Consider the following 17383-nt stretch of genomic DNA (forward strand, 5'->3'; position numbering starts at 1 on the left):
TAGGCTCGATCCGCCCGGGTTCCGACCCGGGGGTGAGCCCCGGGGCCGACCCGGGGCGGACCGGCTCGGAGGGAGCGGCGGAATGACGGTGCCGGGACGCAGGAGCAGCACGTTCTCACGTCTGCTGCGGCACGGATTCACCGACCCGTCCGGGGCCGAGCGGCTCCTGGACGCGCCCGAGCTGTCGGCGCTGCGCGGCGACTCCGTCCTCCTCGACGCCCTCGGCGCGACCGCCGATCCCGACCTCGCGCTGGCCGGGCTCGTCCGCCTGGCCGAGGCGCAGCCCGAGGCCGAGCGGCAGACCTTCACGACCACCCTGCTCGCCGCCAAGCCGTTCCGGGACCGGCTCCTCGGGGTGCTCGGCGCCTCCGAGGCGCTCGCCGACCACCTGGCCCGGCACCCGAGGGACTGGGAGTCCCTCGTCACGTACGAGGCCGCCGACCTGCACCCGGGGGTGGCCGAGTTCGAGCGGGGCCTCGCCGACGCCGTGGACGCGGTCTCGCTGCGCGTCGCCTACCGCCGGTGCCTGCTGGCCATCGCGGCCCGTGACGTGTGCGGCACCATCGACGTCGCCGGCGCCGCCGCCGAACTCGCCGACCTGGCGACGGCGACGCTGCGCGCGGCCCTCGCCATCGCCCGGACGGCCGCGCCGGCCGACGCGGCCCTCTGCCGGCTCGCCGTGATCGCGATGGGCAAGTGCGGCGGCCACGAGCTCAACTACGTCTCGGACGTGGACGTGATCTTCGTGGCGGAGCCCGCGGAAGGTGCCGACGAGCCCCAGGCGATGCAGGCCGCCACCCGGCTCGCCTCGCACCTCATGCGGATCTGCTCGGAGACCACCGTCGAGGGCACGATCTGGCCGGTCGACGCCAACCTGCGGCCCGAGGGCCGCAACGGGCCCCTCGTCCGCACGCTCTCCTCCCACCTGGCGTACTACCAGCGCTGGGCCAAGACCTGGGAGTTCCAGGCCCTGCTCAAGGCCCGCGCGGTGGCCGGCGACCCGGAGCTCGGCGCCCAGTACATCGACGCCGTCTCCCCCCTCGTCTGGCAGGCCGCCGAGCGGGAGAACTTCGTCCCCGACGTGCAGAAGATGCGCCGCCGGGTCGTCGACAACATCCCCGCCGCCCAGATCGACCGCGAGCTGAAGCTCGGCCCCGGCGGCCTCCGCGACGTCGAGTTCGCCGTCCAGCTCCTCCAGCTGGTGCACGGCCGCAGCGACGCCGGACTGCACAGCGGCACCACCCTCGACGCGCTCGCCGCCCTCGCCGCCGGCGGCTACGTCGGCCGGGCCGACGCCGCGCAGCTCGACGAGGCCTACCGCTTCCTGCGGGCCATGGAGCACCGCATCCAGCTGTACCGGCTGCGCCGCACCCACCTGGTCCCCGAGGACGAGGCCGACCTGCGCCGCCTCGGCCGCTCCCTCGGCCTGCGCACCGACCCGGTCGCCGATCTGAACAAGGAGTGGAAGCGGCACGCCGCCGTCGTCCGCCGACTGCACGAGAAGCTCTTCTACCGGCCGCTGCTCGACGCCTTCGCCCAGCTCGCCCCGGGCGAGATCCGGCTCAGCACGAAGGCCGCGGGACAGCGCCTCGAAGCACTGGGGTACGAGGACCCCGCCGCCGCCCTGCGCCACCTGGAGGCGCTGGCCGCCGGGGTGAGCCGCAAGGCCGCGATCCAGCGGACGCTGCTCCCGGTCCTGCTCGGCTGGTTCGCGGACTCCGCCGACCCGGACGCCGGTCTGCTCGGCTTCCGCAAGGTGTCCGACGCCCTCGGCAAGACGCCCTGGTACCTGCGGCTGCTCCGCGACGAGGGCGCCGCCGCCGAGAACCTCGCCCGGGTCCTCTCCGCCGGACGCCTCGCGCCCGACCTGCTGCTGCGCGCCCCCGAGGCGGTCGCGCTGCTCGGCGACCCGGAGGGCCTCCGGCCGCGCGGCCGGGACCACCTGGAACAGGAGGTCCTGGCGGCGGTGGGCCGGGCGTCCGACGCCGAGCAGGCCGTCGCGGCGGCCCGCGGGGTGCGCCGCAGGGAGCTGTTCCGGACCGCGGCGGCCGACCTGATCGGCTCGTACGGCACCGAGGACAGCCCCCGCGAGCCCGACCCCGGCGCGCTGGTCGACCGGGTGGGGGAGGCCGTCACCGACCTGAACGCGGCGACGATCGCGGGCGCCCTGCGGGCCGCCGTCCGCGCCGAGTGGGGCGACGAACTGCCCACCCGCTTCGCCGTCATCGGCATGGGCCGCTTCGGCGGCCACGAGCTGGGGTACGGCTCCGACGCCGACGTCCTCTTCGTGCACGAGCCGCGCGAGGGCGTCGACGAGCAGGAGGCGGCGCGGGCCGCGAACCGGGTGGTGGCCGAGATGCGGAGACTGCTCCAGCTGCCCACCGCCGACCCGCCGCTGCTCATCGACGCCGACCTCAGGCCGGAGGGCAAGAGCGGGCCCCTGGTCCGCACCCTGAAGTCGTACGCCGCCTACTACCACCGCTGGTCGCTCGTCTGGGAGAGCCAGGCGCTGCTGCGCGCCGAACCCATCGCGGGCGATCGCGAGCTGGGGGAGCGGTTCGTCGAGCTCGTCGATCCGCTGCGCTATCCGGCCGAGGGGCTCGGCGAGGACGCCGTCCGCGAGATCCGCCGGCTCAAGGCCCGCATGGAGTCCGAGCGGCTGCCGCGCGGGGCGGATCCGACGCTCCACGCCAAGCTGGGGCGCGGCGGCCTCAGCGACGTCGAGTGGACGGTCCAGCTGCTCCAGATGCGGCACGGCTGGGCCGAGCCGGGGCTGCGGACGACCCGGACCCGCGAGGCGCTGCGGGCGGCGCACGCGGCCGGGCTCATCCCGACGGAGGAGGCGCAGACCCTGGACGAGGCGTGGGTCCTCGCCACCCGGGTCCGCAACGCGGTGATGCTGGTCCGCGGCCGGCCCGGCGACACCTTTCCCTCGGACCCGCGCGAACTCGCCGCGGTGGGGCGGTACCTGGGGTACGAGGCCGGTCACGTCGGCGAGATGGTCGACGACTACCGGCGGATCACCCGCCGGGCCAGGGCGGTCGTCGAGGAGCTGTTCTACGGGGCGTAGCTACGCGCGGTCCGGCATGCCGCGGAGGTGCGCCAGGTAGCCGGCCAGGGCGAGTTCGAAGGCGGTGTCGGTGCGGCCGCCCTCGGGGAAGGCGGCGAGCGCCCGCGCGAGGCGCGGTGTCGCCGTGTCGTCGGCCAGCTCCCACATCGCCTCCGGGGCCGCCATGTCGAGGGCGGAGCCCAGGACCAGGTTCTCCAGGGCGATGATCACCGGCATCACGTCCGGGAGGGCGAAGCCCGCGTCGAGGAGGAGGGCGACCGCCTTCTCGTACTGCTCCAGGACCCGCGGGGCCCGCACCGGCGAGGTGGTGAGCAGCGGGATCGCCTTGGGGTGCGCGGCGAAGGCGGCCCGGTAGGACCGCGCCCAGGCGGCGACGGCCGCGTCCCAGGGGCGTCCGTCGAGCGTTCCGCCGTCGATGGCCTCGCAGACCCGCTCGCGCAGCAGCTCCACGATGCCGTCCCGGCCGTCCACATGGTGGTACACCGAGGCCGTCTGCACGCCGAGTCGCCGGGCGATCTGCGGGACGCTGAAGTCGCCCTGTTCGTCGACGAGTTCGAGTGCGGTGGTGGTGATGCGCACCCGGTCGAGCAGGGGCTTGTGCGGCCGGCCCATGGACGTACTCCAGCTGTTCAGGTCTTCCCGAATCGTCGGGGACGAGGCTACATTGCGCCAACCGAAAGCCTTTAGGTTTACGAGAAGGGCTTCTCCCGCATGTCCTCCCGCCTGCCCGCCGGCGAGTCACCCGGCACCTCCCCCAGCACCTCCCCCAGCACCTCCTCCGGCACCTCCGACAAGGCACCCGGCCTGCGTCCCGGCACCCTCGGCACCGCCGACATCTCCTTCTTCGTCGTCTCCGCCGCCGCCCCGCTCACCGTGATGGCCGGCGTCGCCCCCATCGCCCTCGTCCTCGGCGGCATCGGAGCCCCGGCCGGCTACCTCCTCGCCGGCATCACCCTGGCGATCTTCGCCGTCGGGTTCACCACCATGAGCCGCCACGTCCGCAGCGGCGGCGCCTTCTACGCGTACATCGCCCAGGGCCTCGGCACCCCCCTCGGCATCGCCGCCGCCCTCGTCGCCATGGTCGGCTACAACGGCATGGAGATCGGCGTCTACGGACTCCTCGGCTCCGCCACCTCCGACACCGCCGGCGCCCTGGGGGGCGCGGACCTGCCCTGGCTCCCCGTCGCCCTCGCCGGCCTGGCGGTCATCTGGTACGGCGGCTACCGCTCGATCGACTTCGGCGCCAAGGTCCTCGGCGTCCTCCTCGTCGCCGAGACCGGCATCCTCCTCCTCCTCGCCGGCGGCGTGCTCCTCGAGGGCGGCGCCGACGGTCTCTCCCTCGCCTCCTTCGCCCCCGGCAACGTCCTCGTCCCCGGCACCGCGGCCGTCCTGGCCTTCGCCTTCTCGGCGTTCACCGGCTTCGAGTCCACCGTCATCTACCGCCGCGAGGCCCGCGACCCCGCCCGCACCATCCCCCGCGCCACCTACATCGCGGTCGGCTTCCTCGGGCTCTTCTACGCCTTCGTCGTCTGGACCGTGATCCAGGCCTTCGGCGACGACCGGGTCGTCGCGGCCGCCGCCGGCGACACCGGCGGACTCTTCTTCGCCGCCATCACCACCTACGTCGGCCCCTGGGCCGCCGACCTGATGCACGTGTTCATCGTGACCAGCATCCTCGCCTCGCTGCTCGCCTTCCACAACGCCATCAACCGCTACGCCCTCGCCCTCGCCGAGGAGGGCGTCCTGCCCGCCGCCCTCGGCCGGATCCACCCCCGCCACCGCTCCCCGTACGTCGCGGGCCTCGCCCAGACCGCGCTCGGCGCGGTCGTCGTCCTCGGCTTCGCGACCGCCGGCGCCGACCCGTACACCCAGCTGCTGCTCTGGGTGAACACCCCGGGCATGCTCGGGCTGATGGCCCTGATGCTGCTCGCCGCCCTCGCCGTCGTCCGCTACTTCCGGCGCGTCCCGCACCAGGAGGGCGCCCTGCGCACCCTCGTCGCCCCCGTCACCGCCGCCGTCCTCCTCGCCGTGGCGATCTGGCTGGTCGCCTCCAAGGTCGCGCTCTTCACCGGCGCCTCCCCGACGGTCAACACGGTCCTCGTCGCCGTCGTCCCCGCCGTCCTCGGCCTCGGCCTCCTCCTCGCCCACCGGCTGCGCCGCACCCGCCCCGAGGTCTACGCCCGCTTCGCCGCGGAACCCCCCGCCGCACCCCACCCCGCGCAGCCGTCCCCCGCCCCGCACCCGCACGCCGAAGGAGCCGACCCCTCGTGTCCGCAGCCCCCGACCTCCTCCTCGTCGACGCCCGCGTCCGTACCCCCGAGCCGAGCGGCCACACGACCGTCGCCGTCCGCGACGGACTGATCACCGCCCTCGGCGACGACGCCGACGCCCGCGCCTGGCGCGGACCCGGCACCGAGGTCGTCGACCTCGCGGGCGCCACCCTCACCCCGGGCCTCACCGACGCCCACAGCCACCCCGTCTGGGGTCTGGAGATGGCCGACGGCACCGACCTCTCCGGCGTCACCGACCTCGACGGGCTGCGGGCCGCGCTCCGCGCCGCCGAACGCCGCGACGGCTGGGTCATCGGCTTCGGCCTCGACCACAACGCCTTCGGCGGCCGCCCCGTCCACCGGGACCTCGTCGAGGACGTCCTCGACGGCGCCCCCGCGTTCCTCCGCCTCTACGACGGGCACTCGGCGCTCGCCGACGGCAACGCCCTCAGGGCCGCCGGCATCGACGGCCCCCGCGCCTTCGCCCAGCTCTCCGAGATCGTCTGCGACGCCGACGGCCGCCCCACCGGGCACCTGGTCGAGCACGCCGCCATGGACCTGATGGCACCGGTCCTGCCCGCCCGCCCGTACGCCGAGCGCCGCGACCGGCTCGTCGGACTGCTCCGCGAGATGGCCGCCACCGGACTCGCCGCCGCCCACGTCATGGACCTCGGCGGAACCGACGTGCCCGGGCTGCTCACCGCCCTGGAGGAGGACGGCGACCTCCCCCTGCGCCTCCGGCTCGCCCCCTGGTGCATGCCGGGCGTCACGGCGGAGGAGCTGGACGGGCTCGTACGGCTCCAGGAGCGGGCCGGACGCCTCTGGGCGGTCGGCGGCGTGAAGTTCTTCATGGACGGCACCGTCGAGGGCGGCACCGCCTGGCTGGAGCACGCCGACTGCCACGGCCGGGGCACCGACGCCTTCTGGCCGGACCCCGCCGCGTACTCAGCCGCCGTACGCCACCTCCACCGGGCCGGGGTCGGCACCGCCACCCACGCCATCGGCGACGCGGCCGTCCGTCACGTCCTCGACACCGTGGAAGCCCTGGGCGCCGGAGGGCCCCGGCACCGGATCGAGCACATCGAGACGGTCCCCGACGACCAGCTGGGACGGTTCGCCGCGCTCGGCGTCGTCGCCTCGATGCAGCCCCCGCACACCGCCTACACCCGCGCCGACCACACCGACGAGTGGTCCAGGCGGCTCGGCGGGGAACGGGCGGCCCGCGCCTGGCGCTGCCGTGACCTGCGGGAAACCGGAGCGCACCTCGCCCTCGGCTCCGACTGGCCGATCGCGCACCACGACGCCCGGCAGGTCCTCGCCACCGCCCGCGCCCCGCGCGGCGCGGCCTCGGCCCGGCACGGGCTGACAGGCCTGATGGCCCTGGAGGGCATGACCACCCACGCGGCGTTCGCGGCGGGGGAGGAGCGGATCGCGGGCCGGATCGCCCCGGGCTGCCGGGCCGACCTCACGGCCTTCGCGGTGGATCCGGTGGAGGCCGCGGCGGACGAGCTCGCGGACGCCCCGGTCCGCCTCACCGTCGCCGGCGGCCGGATCACCCACCGCGGCTGAGCGGACACCCGGCCCGGCGTCAGCCGCCGGATCCGGGCGCGCGCTCCGCGCCGGTCACCTGCCGGAGCTGAGCGTGCGCTCCGTCCCGGCCTTCCCGGCCGGGTCGGGCGCACCCGCGCGGCCGGCCTCCCCCTCCGGGGGCGGGCCGCCGCGCGCCACCGCGCCGGACATCGGCTCGACCAGCTTGGGCAGGCGGTGCGGACGGGACCCGTACCAGAAGTAGGAGACGGCGAAGCCGAAGGCGAGGCAGATCATGCCGCCGACCGCGTCCAGCCAGAAGTGGTTGGCGGTGGCGACGATGACCACCAGGGTCGCCATCGGGTAGAGCAGGCCCAGGATCCGCGCCCACGGGGCCTTGGCCAGGAGGAAGATCGTCAGCCCGCACCAGAGGGACCAGCCGATGTGCATCGACGGCATCGCCGCGTACTGGTTGGACACGTGCTTGAGGTTGCCCGAGGCCATGGAGCCCCAGGTGTGGTGGACGAGGACCGTGTCGACGAAGTCCTGGCCGTTCATCAGCCGGGGCGGAGCGAGCGGGTACAGGTAGTAACCGACCAGGGCCACACCGGTGGTCGCGAACAGGACCGTGCGGAACGCCGCGTAACGGCCCGGGTGCCATCGGTACAGCCACACGAGCACACCGATGGTCACGACGAAGTGCAGCGTCGCGTAGTAGTAGTTCATCGACACGATCAGCCATGTCACCGAGTTCACGGCGTGGTTGACGGCGTGCTCGAAGGCCAGGCCGAGGGACTCCTCCGCCTGCCAGATCCAGTCGGCGTTCTTGAGCGCCTGGGCCTTCTGCTCGGGCACCGCGTTGCGGATGAGCGAGTACGTCCAGTAGCTCACCGCGATGAGCAGGATCTCGAACCAGATCGTGGGGCGCCGGGGCGCGCGCGCACGGAGGCGCGCGAACCTGCCGTCTGCCACGGTGGGTGACGACGGGGTCGTCCGGTTGTCCAAACTCTTCACGGTCGTTTCACCCATAGGGAGAGAGTCTGCCAGATCCCTTCCCCCCGACCGATCATCCCTCCGACGGGTTCGGGGCGCACCCGGTCCCCCTCAGGAACGAGGCCGCGGGGAGGGTGCCTCAGGGGTCGGGAACGGGTACGGGGCAGGGCGGATGGCAGGGGCGGGCGGGGCCGGTACGGGTGCCGTCGGGGTCGCGCGCGGTCAGGCGCGGACGGCGGGCGGGGCGGAGGCCGTCGACCCGCGGACGACCAGCTCGGGCATGAAGACGAACTCGGAGTGCGGCGCGGGGGTGCCCCCGACCTCCTCCAGGAGCGCGCGGACCGCCGCCTGTCCCATCGCCTGCACGGGCTGCCGGATGGTGGTCAGCGGCGGATCGGTGAACGCTATGAGGGGAGAGTCGTCGAAGCCGACGACGGAGACGTCCCGCGGGACATCGAGACCCTGCTGCCGCGCGGCCCGGATCGCGCCGAGCGCCATCATGTCGCTCGCGCAGACCACCGCCGTGCAGCCGCGGGAGATCAGGGCCCCGGCCGCGGCCTGGCCCCCCTCCAGCGTGTACAGCGAGTGCTGGATCAGGGCCTCCGACTCCTCGGGGCCCAGGCCGAGCCGCTCGGCCATGCCCTGCTGGAAGCCCTCTATCTTGCGGAGCACCGGCACGAACCGCTTCGGGCCGACGGCGAGCCCGATACGGGTGTGGCCCAGCGCCGCCAGGTGCGTCACCGCGAGCCGCATCGCGGCCCGGTCGTCGGGGGAGACGAAGGGCGCCTGCACCTTGGGGGAGAAGCCGTTGAGCAGGACGTAGGGGACGCCCTTGCCGCGCAGCTGGTCGTAGCGCGTCATGTCGGCGGTCGTGTCCGCGTGCAGCCCGGAGACGAAGATGATGCCGGCCACGCCCCGCTCCACGAGCATGTCGGTGAGCTCGTCCTCGGTGGACCCGCCGGGGGTCTGGGTGGCGAGCACCGGGGTGTACCCCTGCCGGGTCAGGGCCTGCCCGATGACCTGCGCGAGCGCGGGGAAGATCGGGTTGTCCAGCTCGGGGGTGATGAGGCCGACGAGGCCCGCGCTGCGCTGCCGCAGCCGTACGGGCCGCTCGTAGCCGAGCACGTCGAGCGCGGCAAGGACGGACTCGCGGGTGGCCCCGGCCACACCGGGCTTGCCGTTGAGCACGCGGCTGACTGTGGCCTCACTGACCCCCGCCTGGGCTGCGATGTCGGAGAGCCGCGCGGTCATGAGGATGGACTGTACCGGTCACGGGGCGTATTGCCCACCGCACGGCTGGGATGCGCGTGATGCAAGCCACTCCGCAAGGTCTTGCAGCTCTTGCAGGGCGCGAGGAGTGCGCCCGGGGCGTGCGCGCCGCCCCGCAGGGCGTGCAAGAGGCGTGCGAGGACAGCTGTCAAGCGATTCGACGGCAACCTTCGGGACACGCGGATGTAACGATCCCCGGTCCTTGCAGAAAGTTCCCGCAAGCTCTTTCGGCTCGTTTTCATCCCTGTTACGTTCCTGGCAACCCGGAGCGCCGCGAGGGAGCGGTCGCAATGAGGAAGGTTCCAGCCCCTCGTCCCCCCGGGATCAGTTGAAGGAGTTCACATGCGGCGTGGCATAGCGGCCACCGCGCTGGTCGCGGCCCTGGGCGTGACCCTGGCGGCGTGCGGGAGTGACAGCGGTTCGGGCGACAGCGGCGCGAAGGGCTCGGGCGAGCTCTCCGGCACCGTCACCTGGTGGGACACCTCGACGGTCGGCTCCGAGGACAAGGTCTTCAAGAAGGTCGCCGAGGACTTCAAGAAGAAGCACCCGAAGGTCACCGTCAAGTACGTGAACGTGCCGTTCGGTGAGGCGCAGAACAAGTTCAAGAACGCCGCGCAGTCCGGCTCCGGCGCCCCCGACGTCATCCGCTCCGAGGTCGCCTGGACCCCCGAGTTCGCCGACCTCGGCTACCTGGCCCCGCTGGACGGCACGGCCGCCCTCAAGGACCAGGACGACTTCCTGGAGCAGGCCGCGGCCTCCACGAAGTACAACGGCAAGACCTACGCCGTTCCCCAGGTCATCGACTCCATGGGCATCTTCTACAACAAGAAGATCTTCAAGGAGGCCGGCGTCGAGGTCCCCAAGACCATCGACGAGCTCAAGACCGTCTCCGCCAAGATCAAGAAGAAGACCGGCAACCCCGGCCTCTACCTGCGCGGCGACGACGCCTACTGGTTCCTCTCCTTCCTGTACGGCGAGGGCGGCGACCTCGTCGACGCCGAGAAGAAGCAGATCACCGTCGACAACGCCGCCGGTGTGAAGGGCTTCAAGGTCGTCAAGGACCTCGTGGACTCCGGTGCCGCCAAGACCGACGCCACCGACGGCTGGAACAACATGCAGACCGCCTTCAAGGAAGGCAAGGTCGCCATGATGATCAACGGCCCGTGGGCCGTCGCCGACACCTACGCCGGCAAGGAGTTCACCGACAAGGCGAACCTGGGCATCGCCCCGGTCCCCGCCGGCTCGGCCGGCCAGGGCGCCCCGCAGGGCGGCCACAACCTCGCCGTCTACGCGGGCTCCAAGAACCTCGACGCCTCCTACGCCTTCGCCGAGTACATGACCTCGGTCGAGACCCAGGCCACGGTCGCCAAGGAGCTCAGCCTGCTCCCGACCCGCCAGTCCGTCTACATCAAGCCGGACGTCGCCACCAACGAGATGATCGGCTTCTTCAAGCCGGTCGTCGACAAGGCCGTCGAGCGCCCCTGGATCCCGGAGACCGGCAGCCTCTTCGCGCCCCTCGTCACCGAGTACACCAAGGTCCTCACCGGCCAGACCACCCCGGACGCGGGAGCCAAGGCGACGGGCGACGCCTACCGCAAGCTCCTGAAGGACTGGAAGTAACAGGAAGGCAGGCCGGCTGATGGCTGTGGACACCCCCAGCCAGTCGGTGGTGAAGGCCGCGGGCGACAGCGTCGCCCGCGGCCGGAGCCGCGGAACTGGCAAGCGCGGGAGCGGCGGCAAGCGCTCCCTCGCCACCCACTGGTACGCCTGGGCGATGATCGCCCCGGTGACGATCGTGATCGCGGTGATCATCGGCTATCCGCTGGTCCGCGGCATCTACCTGTCGCTGACCGACGCCAACGAGCGGAACGTCGCACGGTCGATCGGCGTCAACGAGATCCCGGCCACCTACGAGTTCGTCGGCCTGGACAACTACGCCGACGCGCTCACCGGCGGCCAGTTCCTCTCCACCCTGGGCTGGACGCTGCTGTGGACGGTCGCCTGCGTCTCCGTCACCTTCGCGCTCGGCCTCACCCTCGCCAACGTCCTCAACCGCAGGATCGCCGGCCGCTCCTTCTACCGGCTGCTGCTGATCCTGCCCTGGGCCGTGCCCGGCTTCGTCTCCGTCTTCGCCTGGCGCTTCCTCTACAACCAGGACAACGGCCTCCTCAACAAGATCCTCGCGGGCGGCGGCATCGACGCCGTCCCGTGGCTGAACGACCCCACCTGGGCCAAGTTCTCCGTCATCCTCGTCAACGTCTGGCTCGGCGTGCCGTTCATGATGGTCGCCCTCCTCGGCGGGCTCCAGTCCATCCCCGGCGAGCTGTACGAGGCGGCCGAGATGGACGGCGCCAACGCCTGGCAGCGCTTCCGGCACATCACCATGCCCGGCCTGAGCTCGGTCTCGACGACGGTGGTCCTGCTCTCCACCATCTGGACCTTCAACATGTTCCCGGTGATCTTCCTGCTCACCCGGGGCGGACCCGGCGAGGCCACCCAGATCCTCGTCACCCAGGCCTACAAGTTCTCCTTCGAGGTCAGCCCGCGCGACTTCGCCCAGTCCTCCACCTGGGGCGTGCTCATCCTCGTCCTCCTGATGCTCTTCGCCGCGGTCTACCGGCGAGTCCTCCGCAAGCAGGGAGAAGTCTGGTGACGACCACGACCCCCACCCCCCGGGCCGCCGTCAACGAGCCGATCCGCGGCCGCCGTTCCCCGCTGGCCTCGGTCGCCCTGCACGTCACCCTGATCACGGCGTCCGTGATCGCCGTCTTCCCCGTGCTGTGGGTCCTGCTGACCTCGCTCAAGCCGGCGAAGTACGCGATCACCACGGACTTCTTCAAGGAGACGACGCTCGAGAACTACACGAACCTGCTGAACGACACCCCGTTCCTCACCTGGTTCGGCAACTCGCTGCTCGTCGCCGGCCTCACCACGGTCATCGGCGTCTTCATCTCCGCCACCACGGGCTACGCCGTCAGCCGCTTCCGGTTCCCCGGCAAGCGCGGCCTGATGTGGACGCTGCTCATCACCCAGATGTTCCCGGTCGCCGTCCTGATCGTGCCGATCTACAACATCATGGCGTCGATGGGCCTGCTCAACCAGCCCGTCGGCCTGGTCATCACCTACCTGACCATCGCCGTCCCGTTCTGCGCGTGGATGATGAAGGGCTTCTTCGACACCATCCCGCGCGAGATCGACGAGTCCGGCTACGTCGACGGGCTCACCCCCTTCGGCACCTTCTGGCGGCTCATCCTGCCGCTCGCCAAGCCGGGCATCGCGGTCACCGCGTTCTACTCGTTCATCACCGCCTGGGGCGAGGTCGCCTACGCCTCGGCCTTCATGGTCGGCGACGAGAACCTCACGCTCGCCGGCGGACTGCAGAAGTTCGTCAACCAGTACGGCGCCCAGTGGGGCCCGATGGCGGCGGCCTCCGTCCTCATCGCCATCCCCGCGGCCCTGGTGTTCCTCTTCGCCCAGCGGCACCTCGTCACCGGCATGTCCGCCGGTGCCGTCAAGGGCTGACGGCCCTGAGCCCGCGCTCCGTACGCACCTCTGAACGCACCTCCTTACCTCCCAGGGAAGACATGACCCAGCATCTCGCCACCCCGGCCGACGCCCCGACCACCGGCACGCACACGGGCTGGTGGAGAGACGCGGTGATCTACCAGGTCTACCCGCGCAGCTTCGCCGACGGAAACGGCGACGGCATGGGCGACCTGGAGGGCGTCCGCAGCCGGCTGCCGTACCTCAAGGAGCTCGGCGTCGACGCCGTCTGGCTCTCCCCGTTCTATGCCTCGCCGCAGGCCGACGCCGGCTACGACGTCGCCGACTACCGGGCCATCGACCCCATGTTCGGCTCGCTCCTCGACGCCGACGCCGTGATCCGCGACGCCCACGCGCTGGGCCTGCGCATCATCGTCGACCTGGTCCCCAACCACTCCTCCGACCAGCACGAGTGGTTCCAGCGCGCCCTGCGCGAGGGCCCCGGCTCGGTCCTGCGCGAGCGCTACCACTTCCGCCCCGGCAAGGGCGAGAACGGCGAACTCCCGCCCAACGACTGGGAGTCCATCTTCGGCGGGCCCGCCTGGACCCGCTCGGAGAACCCGGACGGCACCCCCGGCGACTGGTACCTCCACCTCTTCGCCCCGGAGCAGCCCGACTTCAACTGGGAGCACCCGGCCGTCCGCGACGAGTTCCGCTCGATCCTGCGCTTCTGGCTCGACATGGGCGTCGACGGCTTCCGCGTCGACGTCGCCCACGGCCTCGTCAAGGCCGAGGGCCTGCCCGACCTCGGCGCCCACGACCAGCTGAAGCTGCTCGGCAACGACGTCATGCCCTTCTTCGACCAGGACGGCGTCCACGAGATCTACCGCTCCTGGCGGAAGGTGCTCTCCGAGTATGACGGGGAGCGCGTCCTCGTCGCCGAGGCCTGGACCCCGACCGTCGACCGCACCGCGAACTACGTGCGCCCCGACGAGATGCACCAGGCCTTCAACTTCCAGTACCTGGGCACCCACTGGGACGCCGTCGAGCTCCGCCGAGTCATCGACGACTCCCTCCAGGCGATGCGCCCGGTCGGCGCGCCCACCACCTGGGTGCTCTCCAACCACGACGTCACCCGGCACGCCACCCGCTTCGCCAACCCGGCCGGCCTCGGCACCCAGCTCCGCGAGCCCGGCGACCGGGAGCTCGGCCTGCGCCGGGCCCGCGCCGCGACCCTGCTGATGCTGGCGCTGCCCGGATCGGCGTACGTCTACCAGGGCGAGGAGCTCGGCCTGCCCGACGTCACCGACCTGCCCGACGAGGTCCGCCAGGACCCCTCGTTCTGGCGGGCCTCCGGCCAGGACGGCTTCCGCGACGGCTGCCGGGTGCCCATCCCGTGGACCGTCGGGGGCGGCTCGTACGGCTTCGGCGCCGGCGGCTCCTGGCTCCCGCAGCCCGCCGGCTGGGGCGGTCTGAGCGTCGAGGCGCAGACCGGCGACCCCGGCTCCACCCTGGAGCTGTACCGCAGCGCCCTCGCCGTCCGGCGGGCGCAGCCCGGACTCGGTGCGGGCGAGGCCGTCGAGTGGCTGGAGGCACCCGAGGGTGTGCTCTCCTTCCGCCGCGACGGCTTCGCCTGCATCGCCAACACCACCGGCCGGGCCATCTCCGTCCCGCTGCCCGGCCGGTTCCTTCTCGCGAACGAGGAGATCGAGATCGTCGCCGCCGGCGGGCAGGACACCGTCGTCCTGCCCGCCGACACGACCGCCTGGTGGGCGGTGTGACGATCCCCCTGCCGCGGGGCGCCGGGAACGGCGCCCCGCGGCTCGCGGACATCGCGGCCCAGTCCGGGGTCAGCGAGGCCACCGTCAGCCGCGTCCTCAACGGCAAGGCGGGGGTGGCCGGCGCGACCCGGCACAAGGTGCTCGCGGCCCTCGACGTGCTCGGCTACGAGCGTCCCGTCCGGCTCAAACGCCGCAGCGCGGGCCTCGTCGGACTCGTCGTGCCCGAGCTGACCAACCCGATCTTCCCGGCGTTCGCGCAGGTCGTCGAGCAGGTTCTGGCCGGGCACGGCTACACCCCGGTGCTCTGCACCCAGATGCCGGGCGGCGCCACCGAGGACGAGCTCGTCGAGCAGCTCGTGGAGCGCGGGGTGGCCGGCATCGTCTTCCTCTCCGGGCTGCACGCGGACGCCTCCGCCGACCCGGCCCGCTACGCCCGGCTGTCCGCCCGCGGTGTGCCGTACGTCCTCATCAACGGCTACAACGAGCACATCGACGCCAACTTCGTGTCCCCGGACGACCGGGCCGCGGCCCGGATGGCCGTCCGGCACCTGGTCGAGCTCGGACACGAGCGCATCGGCCTCGCCATCGGCCCCACCCGCTACGTGCCCTCGCGCCGCAAGGCGGAGGGGTTCACCGCCGAGCTGTACGAGCTCCTCGGTGTCGAACGCGCGGACGCGGAGCGGTTCATCAGACCCACGCTCTTCGGCGTCGAGGGCGGGCACGCGGCCGCCGACATCCTGCTCCGCGAGGGCTGCACCGGCATCGTCTGCGGCTCCGACCTGATGGCGCTCGGCGTGATCCGCGCCGTCCGCGCCCGCGGCCTCGACGTGCCCGGGGACGTCTCCGTCGTCGGCTTCGACGACTCGCCGCTGATCGCCTTCACCAGCCCCCCGCTGTCCACCGTGCGCCAGCCCGTCCAGGCCATGGCGACGGCGGCCGTCGGCGCGCTCCTGGAGGAGATCGAGGGGAATCCGGTGCAGCGCACCGAGTTCGTCTTCCAGCCGGAGCTGGTGGTCCGCGGCTCCACGGCCCAGCCGCCGGTCCCCGCCGGGGTTCCGCAAGTCCTTTCGTAACAACTTGCGTTGGGGTGTCCGGAGGGTTGACCGGGCGTCGGGGCACTCGTACGGTCACGGCTGAAAACAGTTGCTGAACCTTTCGGCAACTTCTTGCGACAGTGAAGTCAGCAGGAGGAATCATGGCCAGCAGAACCGTGGCCGCTGCACTCGCCCTCGTGGCGGGAGCCGCTGTGGCCGTCACGGGAAACACCCCCGTGCAGGCCGCCCCGCCCGGCGAGAAGGACGTCACCGCGGTGATGTTCGAGTGGAACTTCGCCTCGGTCGCCCGGGAGTGCACCGACCGCCTCGGCCCCGCCGGATACGGATACGTCCAGGTCTCCCCGCCCCAGGAACACCTCCAGGGCGGCCAGTGGTGGACCTCGTACCAGCCCGTCAGCTACAAGATCGCCGGACGTCTCGGCGACCGCACCGCCTTCAAGAACATGATCGACACCTGCCACGCGGCCGGCGTCAAGGTCGTCGCCGACTCCGTCATCAACCACATGGCGAACGGCTCCGGTACGGGAACGGGCGGGACCCCGTTCTCCAAGTACGACTACCCGGGCCTGTACTCCGGCTCCGACATGGACGACTGCCGCGCGACGATCTCCAACTACCAGGACCGGGGCAACGTCCAGAACTGCGAACTGGTCCAGCTCCCCGACCTCGACACCGGCGAGGAGTACGTCCGCGGGAAGATAGCCGGCTACCTCAACGACCTGCTCTCCCTCGGCGTCGACGGCTTCCGCGTCGACGCCGCCAAGCACATGCCGGCCGCCGACCTCGCCGACATCAAGTCGCGGCTCACCAACCCCGGCGTGTACTGGAAGCTGGAGGCCATCCACGGTGCCGGCGAGGCCGTCTCCCCGAGCGAGTACCTCGGCAGCGGAGACGTCCAGGAGTTCCGCTACGCCCGCGACCTCAAGCGCGTCCTGAACAACGAGAAGCTCGCCTATCTCAAGAACTTCGGCGAGGCCTGGGGCTACATGGCCTCCGGCCAGTCCGGCGTCTTCGTCGACAACCACGACACCGAGCGCGGCGGCGACACCCTCTCCTACAAGGACGGCGCGAACTACACCCTCGCCTCCGTCTTCATGCTCGCCTGGCCCTACGGCGCCCCGGACGTCCACTCCGGCTACGAGTGGACCGACAAGGACGCCGGACCGCCCAACGGCGGCCAGGTGAACGCCTGCTACAGCGACGGCTGGAAGTGCCAGCACGCCTGGCGCGAGATCTCCTCCATGGTCGCCTTCCGCAACACCGCGCGCGGCCAGTCCGTCACCGGCTGGTGGGACAACGGCGGCAACGCGATCGCGTTCGGCCGCGGCACCAAGGCGTACGTGGCCATCAACCACGAGTCCTCGGCGCTCACCCGTACCTTCCAGACCTCGCTGCCCGCCGGCACCTACTGCGACGTCCAGTCGAACACCCCCGTGACGGTGAACGGGTCCGGCCAGTTCACCGCCACCCTCGGCGCCAACACCGCCCTGGCCCTGCACGTGAACGCGACGAACTGCGGCTCCGGCACGACCACGCCGCCGACGACCCCGCCCGCCACCTCGGGCGCGGCCTTCAACGCCACCGCCACCACCGTGCCCGGCCAGGACATCTACGTCACCGGCAACCGCGCCGAACTCGGCAACTGGTCCCCGGCCGCCGCCCTGAAGCTCGACCCGGCGACGTACCCCGTCTGGAAGCGCACGGTCGCGCTGCCCGCCGGAACGGCCTTCGAGTACAAGTACCTCCGCAAGGACGCCGCCGGGAACGTCACCTGGGAGTCCGGCGCCAACCGCACCGCGACCGTCCCCGCCTCCGGCCAGGTCGCCGTGAACGACACCTTCCGCAGCTGACCTCCCCCCCCTCCAGGGCCGCCCCACCCGGGGCGGCCCTCCCACCCGTACCCGCACGCACCCGTACACCCGTCCCTCCTCCAGG

The 17383-nt window shown here is 72.3% G+C and carries 12 protein-coding genes; 9 read left to right on the forward strand and 3 right to left on the reverse strand.

The window, feature by feature from the left end:
* Positions 1–82: 82 nt before the first annotated feature.
* Positions 83–3070 carry a bifunctional [glutamine synthetase] adenylyltransferase/[glutamine synthetase]-adenylyl-L-tyrosine phosphorylase gene (locus tag ACY0MR_RS25940; RefSeq protein ID WP_388799522.1) on the forward strand — a complete coding sequence of 996 codons (2988 nt, stop codon included), beginning with the start codon at positions 83–85 and terminating at the stop codon, positions 3068–3070.
* On the opposite strand, the gene ACY0MR_RS25945 is transcribed toward ACY0MR_RS25940, so the two are convergent.
* Positions 3071–3682, reverse strand: a complete 612-nt coding sequence (locus ACY0MR_RS25945; protein ID WP_361848743.1) for a TetR/AcrR family transcriptional regulator — start codon at positions 3680–3682, stop codon at positions 3071–3073. It lies immediately after the preceding gene.
* 99 nt (positions 3683–3781) lie between these two features.
* Here ACY0MR_RS25945 and ACY0MR_RS25950 point away from each other — a divergent pair, with 99 nt between their 5' ends.
* Together ACY0MR_RS25950 and ACY0MR_RS25955 are read left to right on the forward strand one after the other, a co-directional pair.
* Positions 3782–5431, forward strand: coding sequence for an APC family permease (locus tag ACY0MR_RS25950; RefSeq protein WP_473555662.1), 1650 nt, complete (start codon positions 3782–3784; stop codon positions 5429–5431).
* Positions 5338–6909 (forward strand): amidohydrolase, encoded by a 1572-nt coding sequence (locus ACY0MR_RS25955; RefSeq protein WP_473555665.1) that lies wholly within the window; start codon positions 5338–5340, stop codon positions 6907–6909. Before ACY0MR_RS25950 ends, ACY0MR_RS25955 begins: the two co-directional genes overlap by 94 nt.
* Before the next feature lie 54 nt (positions 6910–6963).
* Here ACY0MR_RS25955 and ACY0MR_RS25960 read toward each other — a convergent pair whose 3' ends face one another.
* Both ACY0MR_RS25960 and ACY0MR_RS25965 read right to left on the reverse strand, forming a co-directional pair.
* A complete protein-coding gene (locus tag ACY0MR_RS25960; protein ID WP_388799531.1) occupies positions 6964–7896 on the reverse strand; it encodes a phosphatase PAP2 family protein in 933 nt (310 codons plus the stop codon).
* Between the two features lie 186 nt (positions 7897–8082).
* Positions 8083–9111: a LacI family DNA-binding transcriptional regulator gene (locus ACY0MR_RS25965; protein WP_361848755.1), complete on the reverse strand. Its 1029-nt coding sequence runs from the start codon at positions 9109–9111 to the stop codon at positions 8083–8085.
* A 360-nt stretch (positions 9112–9471) separates the two neighbouring features.
* Here ACY0MR_RS25965 and ACY0MR_RS25970 point away from each other — a divergent pair, with 360 nt between their 5' ends.
* The 6 genes from ACY0MR_RS25970 to ACY0MR_RS25995 all read left to right on the forward strand — a co-directional run bounded on the left by ACY0MR_RS25970 (position 9472) and on the right by ACY0MR_RS25995 (position 17298).
* Complete coding sequence (locus ACY0MR_RS25970) at positions 9472–10749, forward strand: extracellular solute-binding protein (RefSeq protein WP_403312980.1); 1278 nt, start codon at positions 9472–9474, stop codon at positions 10747–10749.
* Between the two features lie 19 nt (positions 10750–10768).
* Positions 10769–11782, forward strand: coding sequence for a carbohydrate ABC transporter permease (locus ACY0MR_RS25975; protein WP_383439012.1), 1014 nt, complete (start codon positions 10769–10771; stop codon positions 11780–11782).
* Positions 11776–12651 carry a sugar ABC transporter permease gene (locus tag ACY0MR_RS25980; RefSeq protein WP_388799724.1) on the forward strand — a complete coding sequence of 292 codons (876 nt, stop codon included), beginning with the start codon at positions 11776–11778 and terminating at the stop codon, positions 12649–12651. The genes ACY0MR_RS25975 and ACY0MR_RS25980 overlap by 7 nt, the downstream gene beginning before the upstream one ends.
* Positions 12652–12713: 62 nt before the next feature.
* The gene (locus tag ACY0MR_RS25985; RefSeq protein WP_473555667.1) at positions 12714–14393 is read left to right on the forward strand and encodes a glycoside hydrolase family 13 protein; all 1680 of its coding nucleotides are present in this window, start codon (positions 12714–12716) and stop codon (positions 14391–14393) included.
* Positions 14381–15466: a LacI family DNA-binding transcriptional regulator gene (locus tag ACY0MR_RS25990; RefSeq protein ID WP_392042519.1), complete on the forward strand. Its 1086-nt coding sequence runs from the start codon at positions 14381–14383 to the stop codon at positions 15464–15466. The genes ACY0MR_RS25985 and ACY0MR_RS25990 overlap by 13 nt, the downstream gene beginning before the upstream one ends.
* 122 nt (positions 15467–15588) lie before the next feature.
* Entirely contained in the window at positions 15589–17298 is a 1710-nt protein-coding gene (locus tag ACY0MR_RS25995) for a carbohydrate-binding module family 20 domain-containing protein (RefSeq protein ID WP_473555670.1), read from the forward strand.
* Positions 17299–17383: the final 85 nt, after the last annotated feature.

The sequence above is a fragment of the Streptomyces sp. JN8 genome (genome assembly GCF_055808075.1).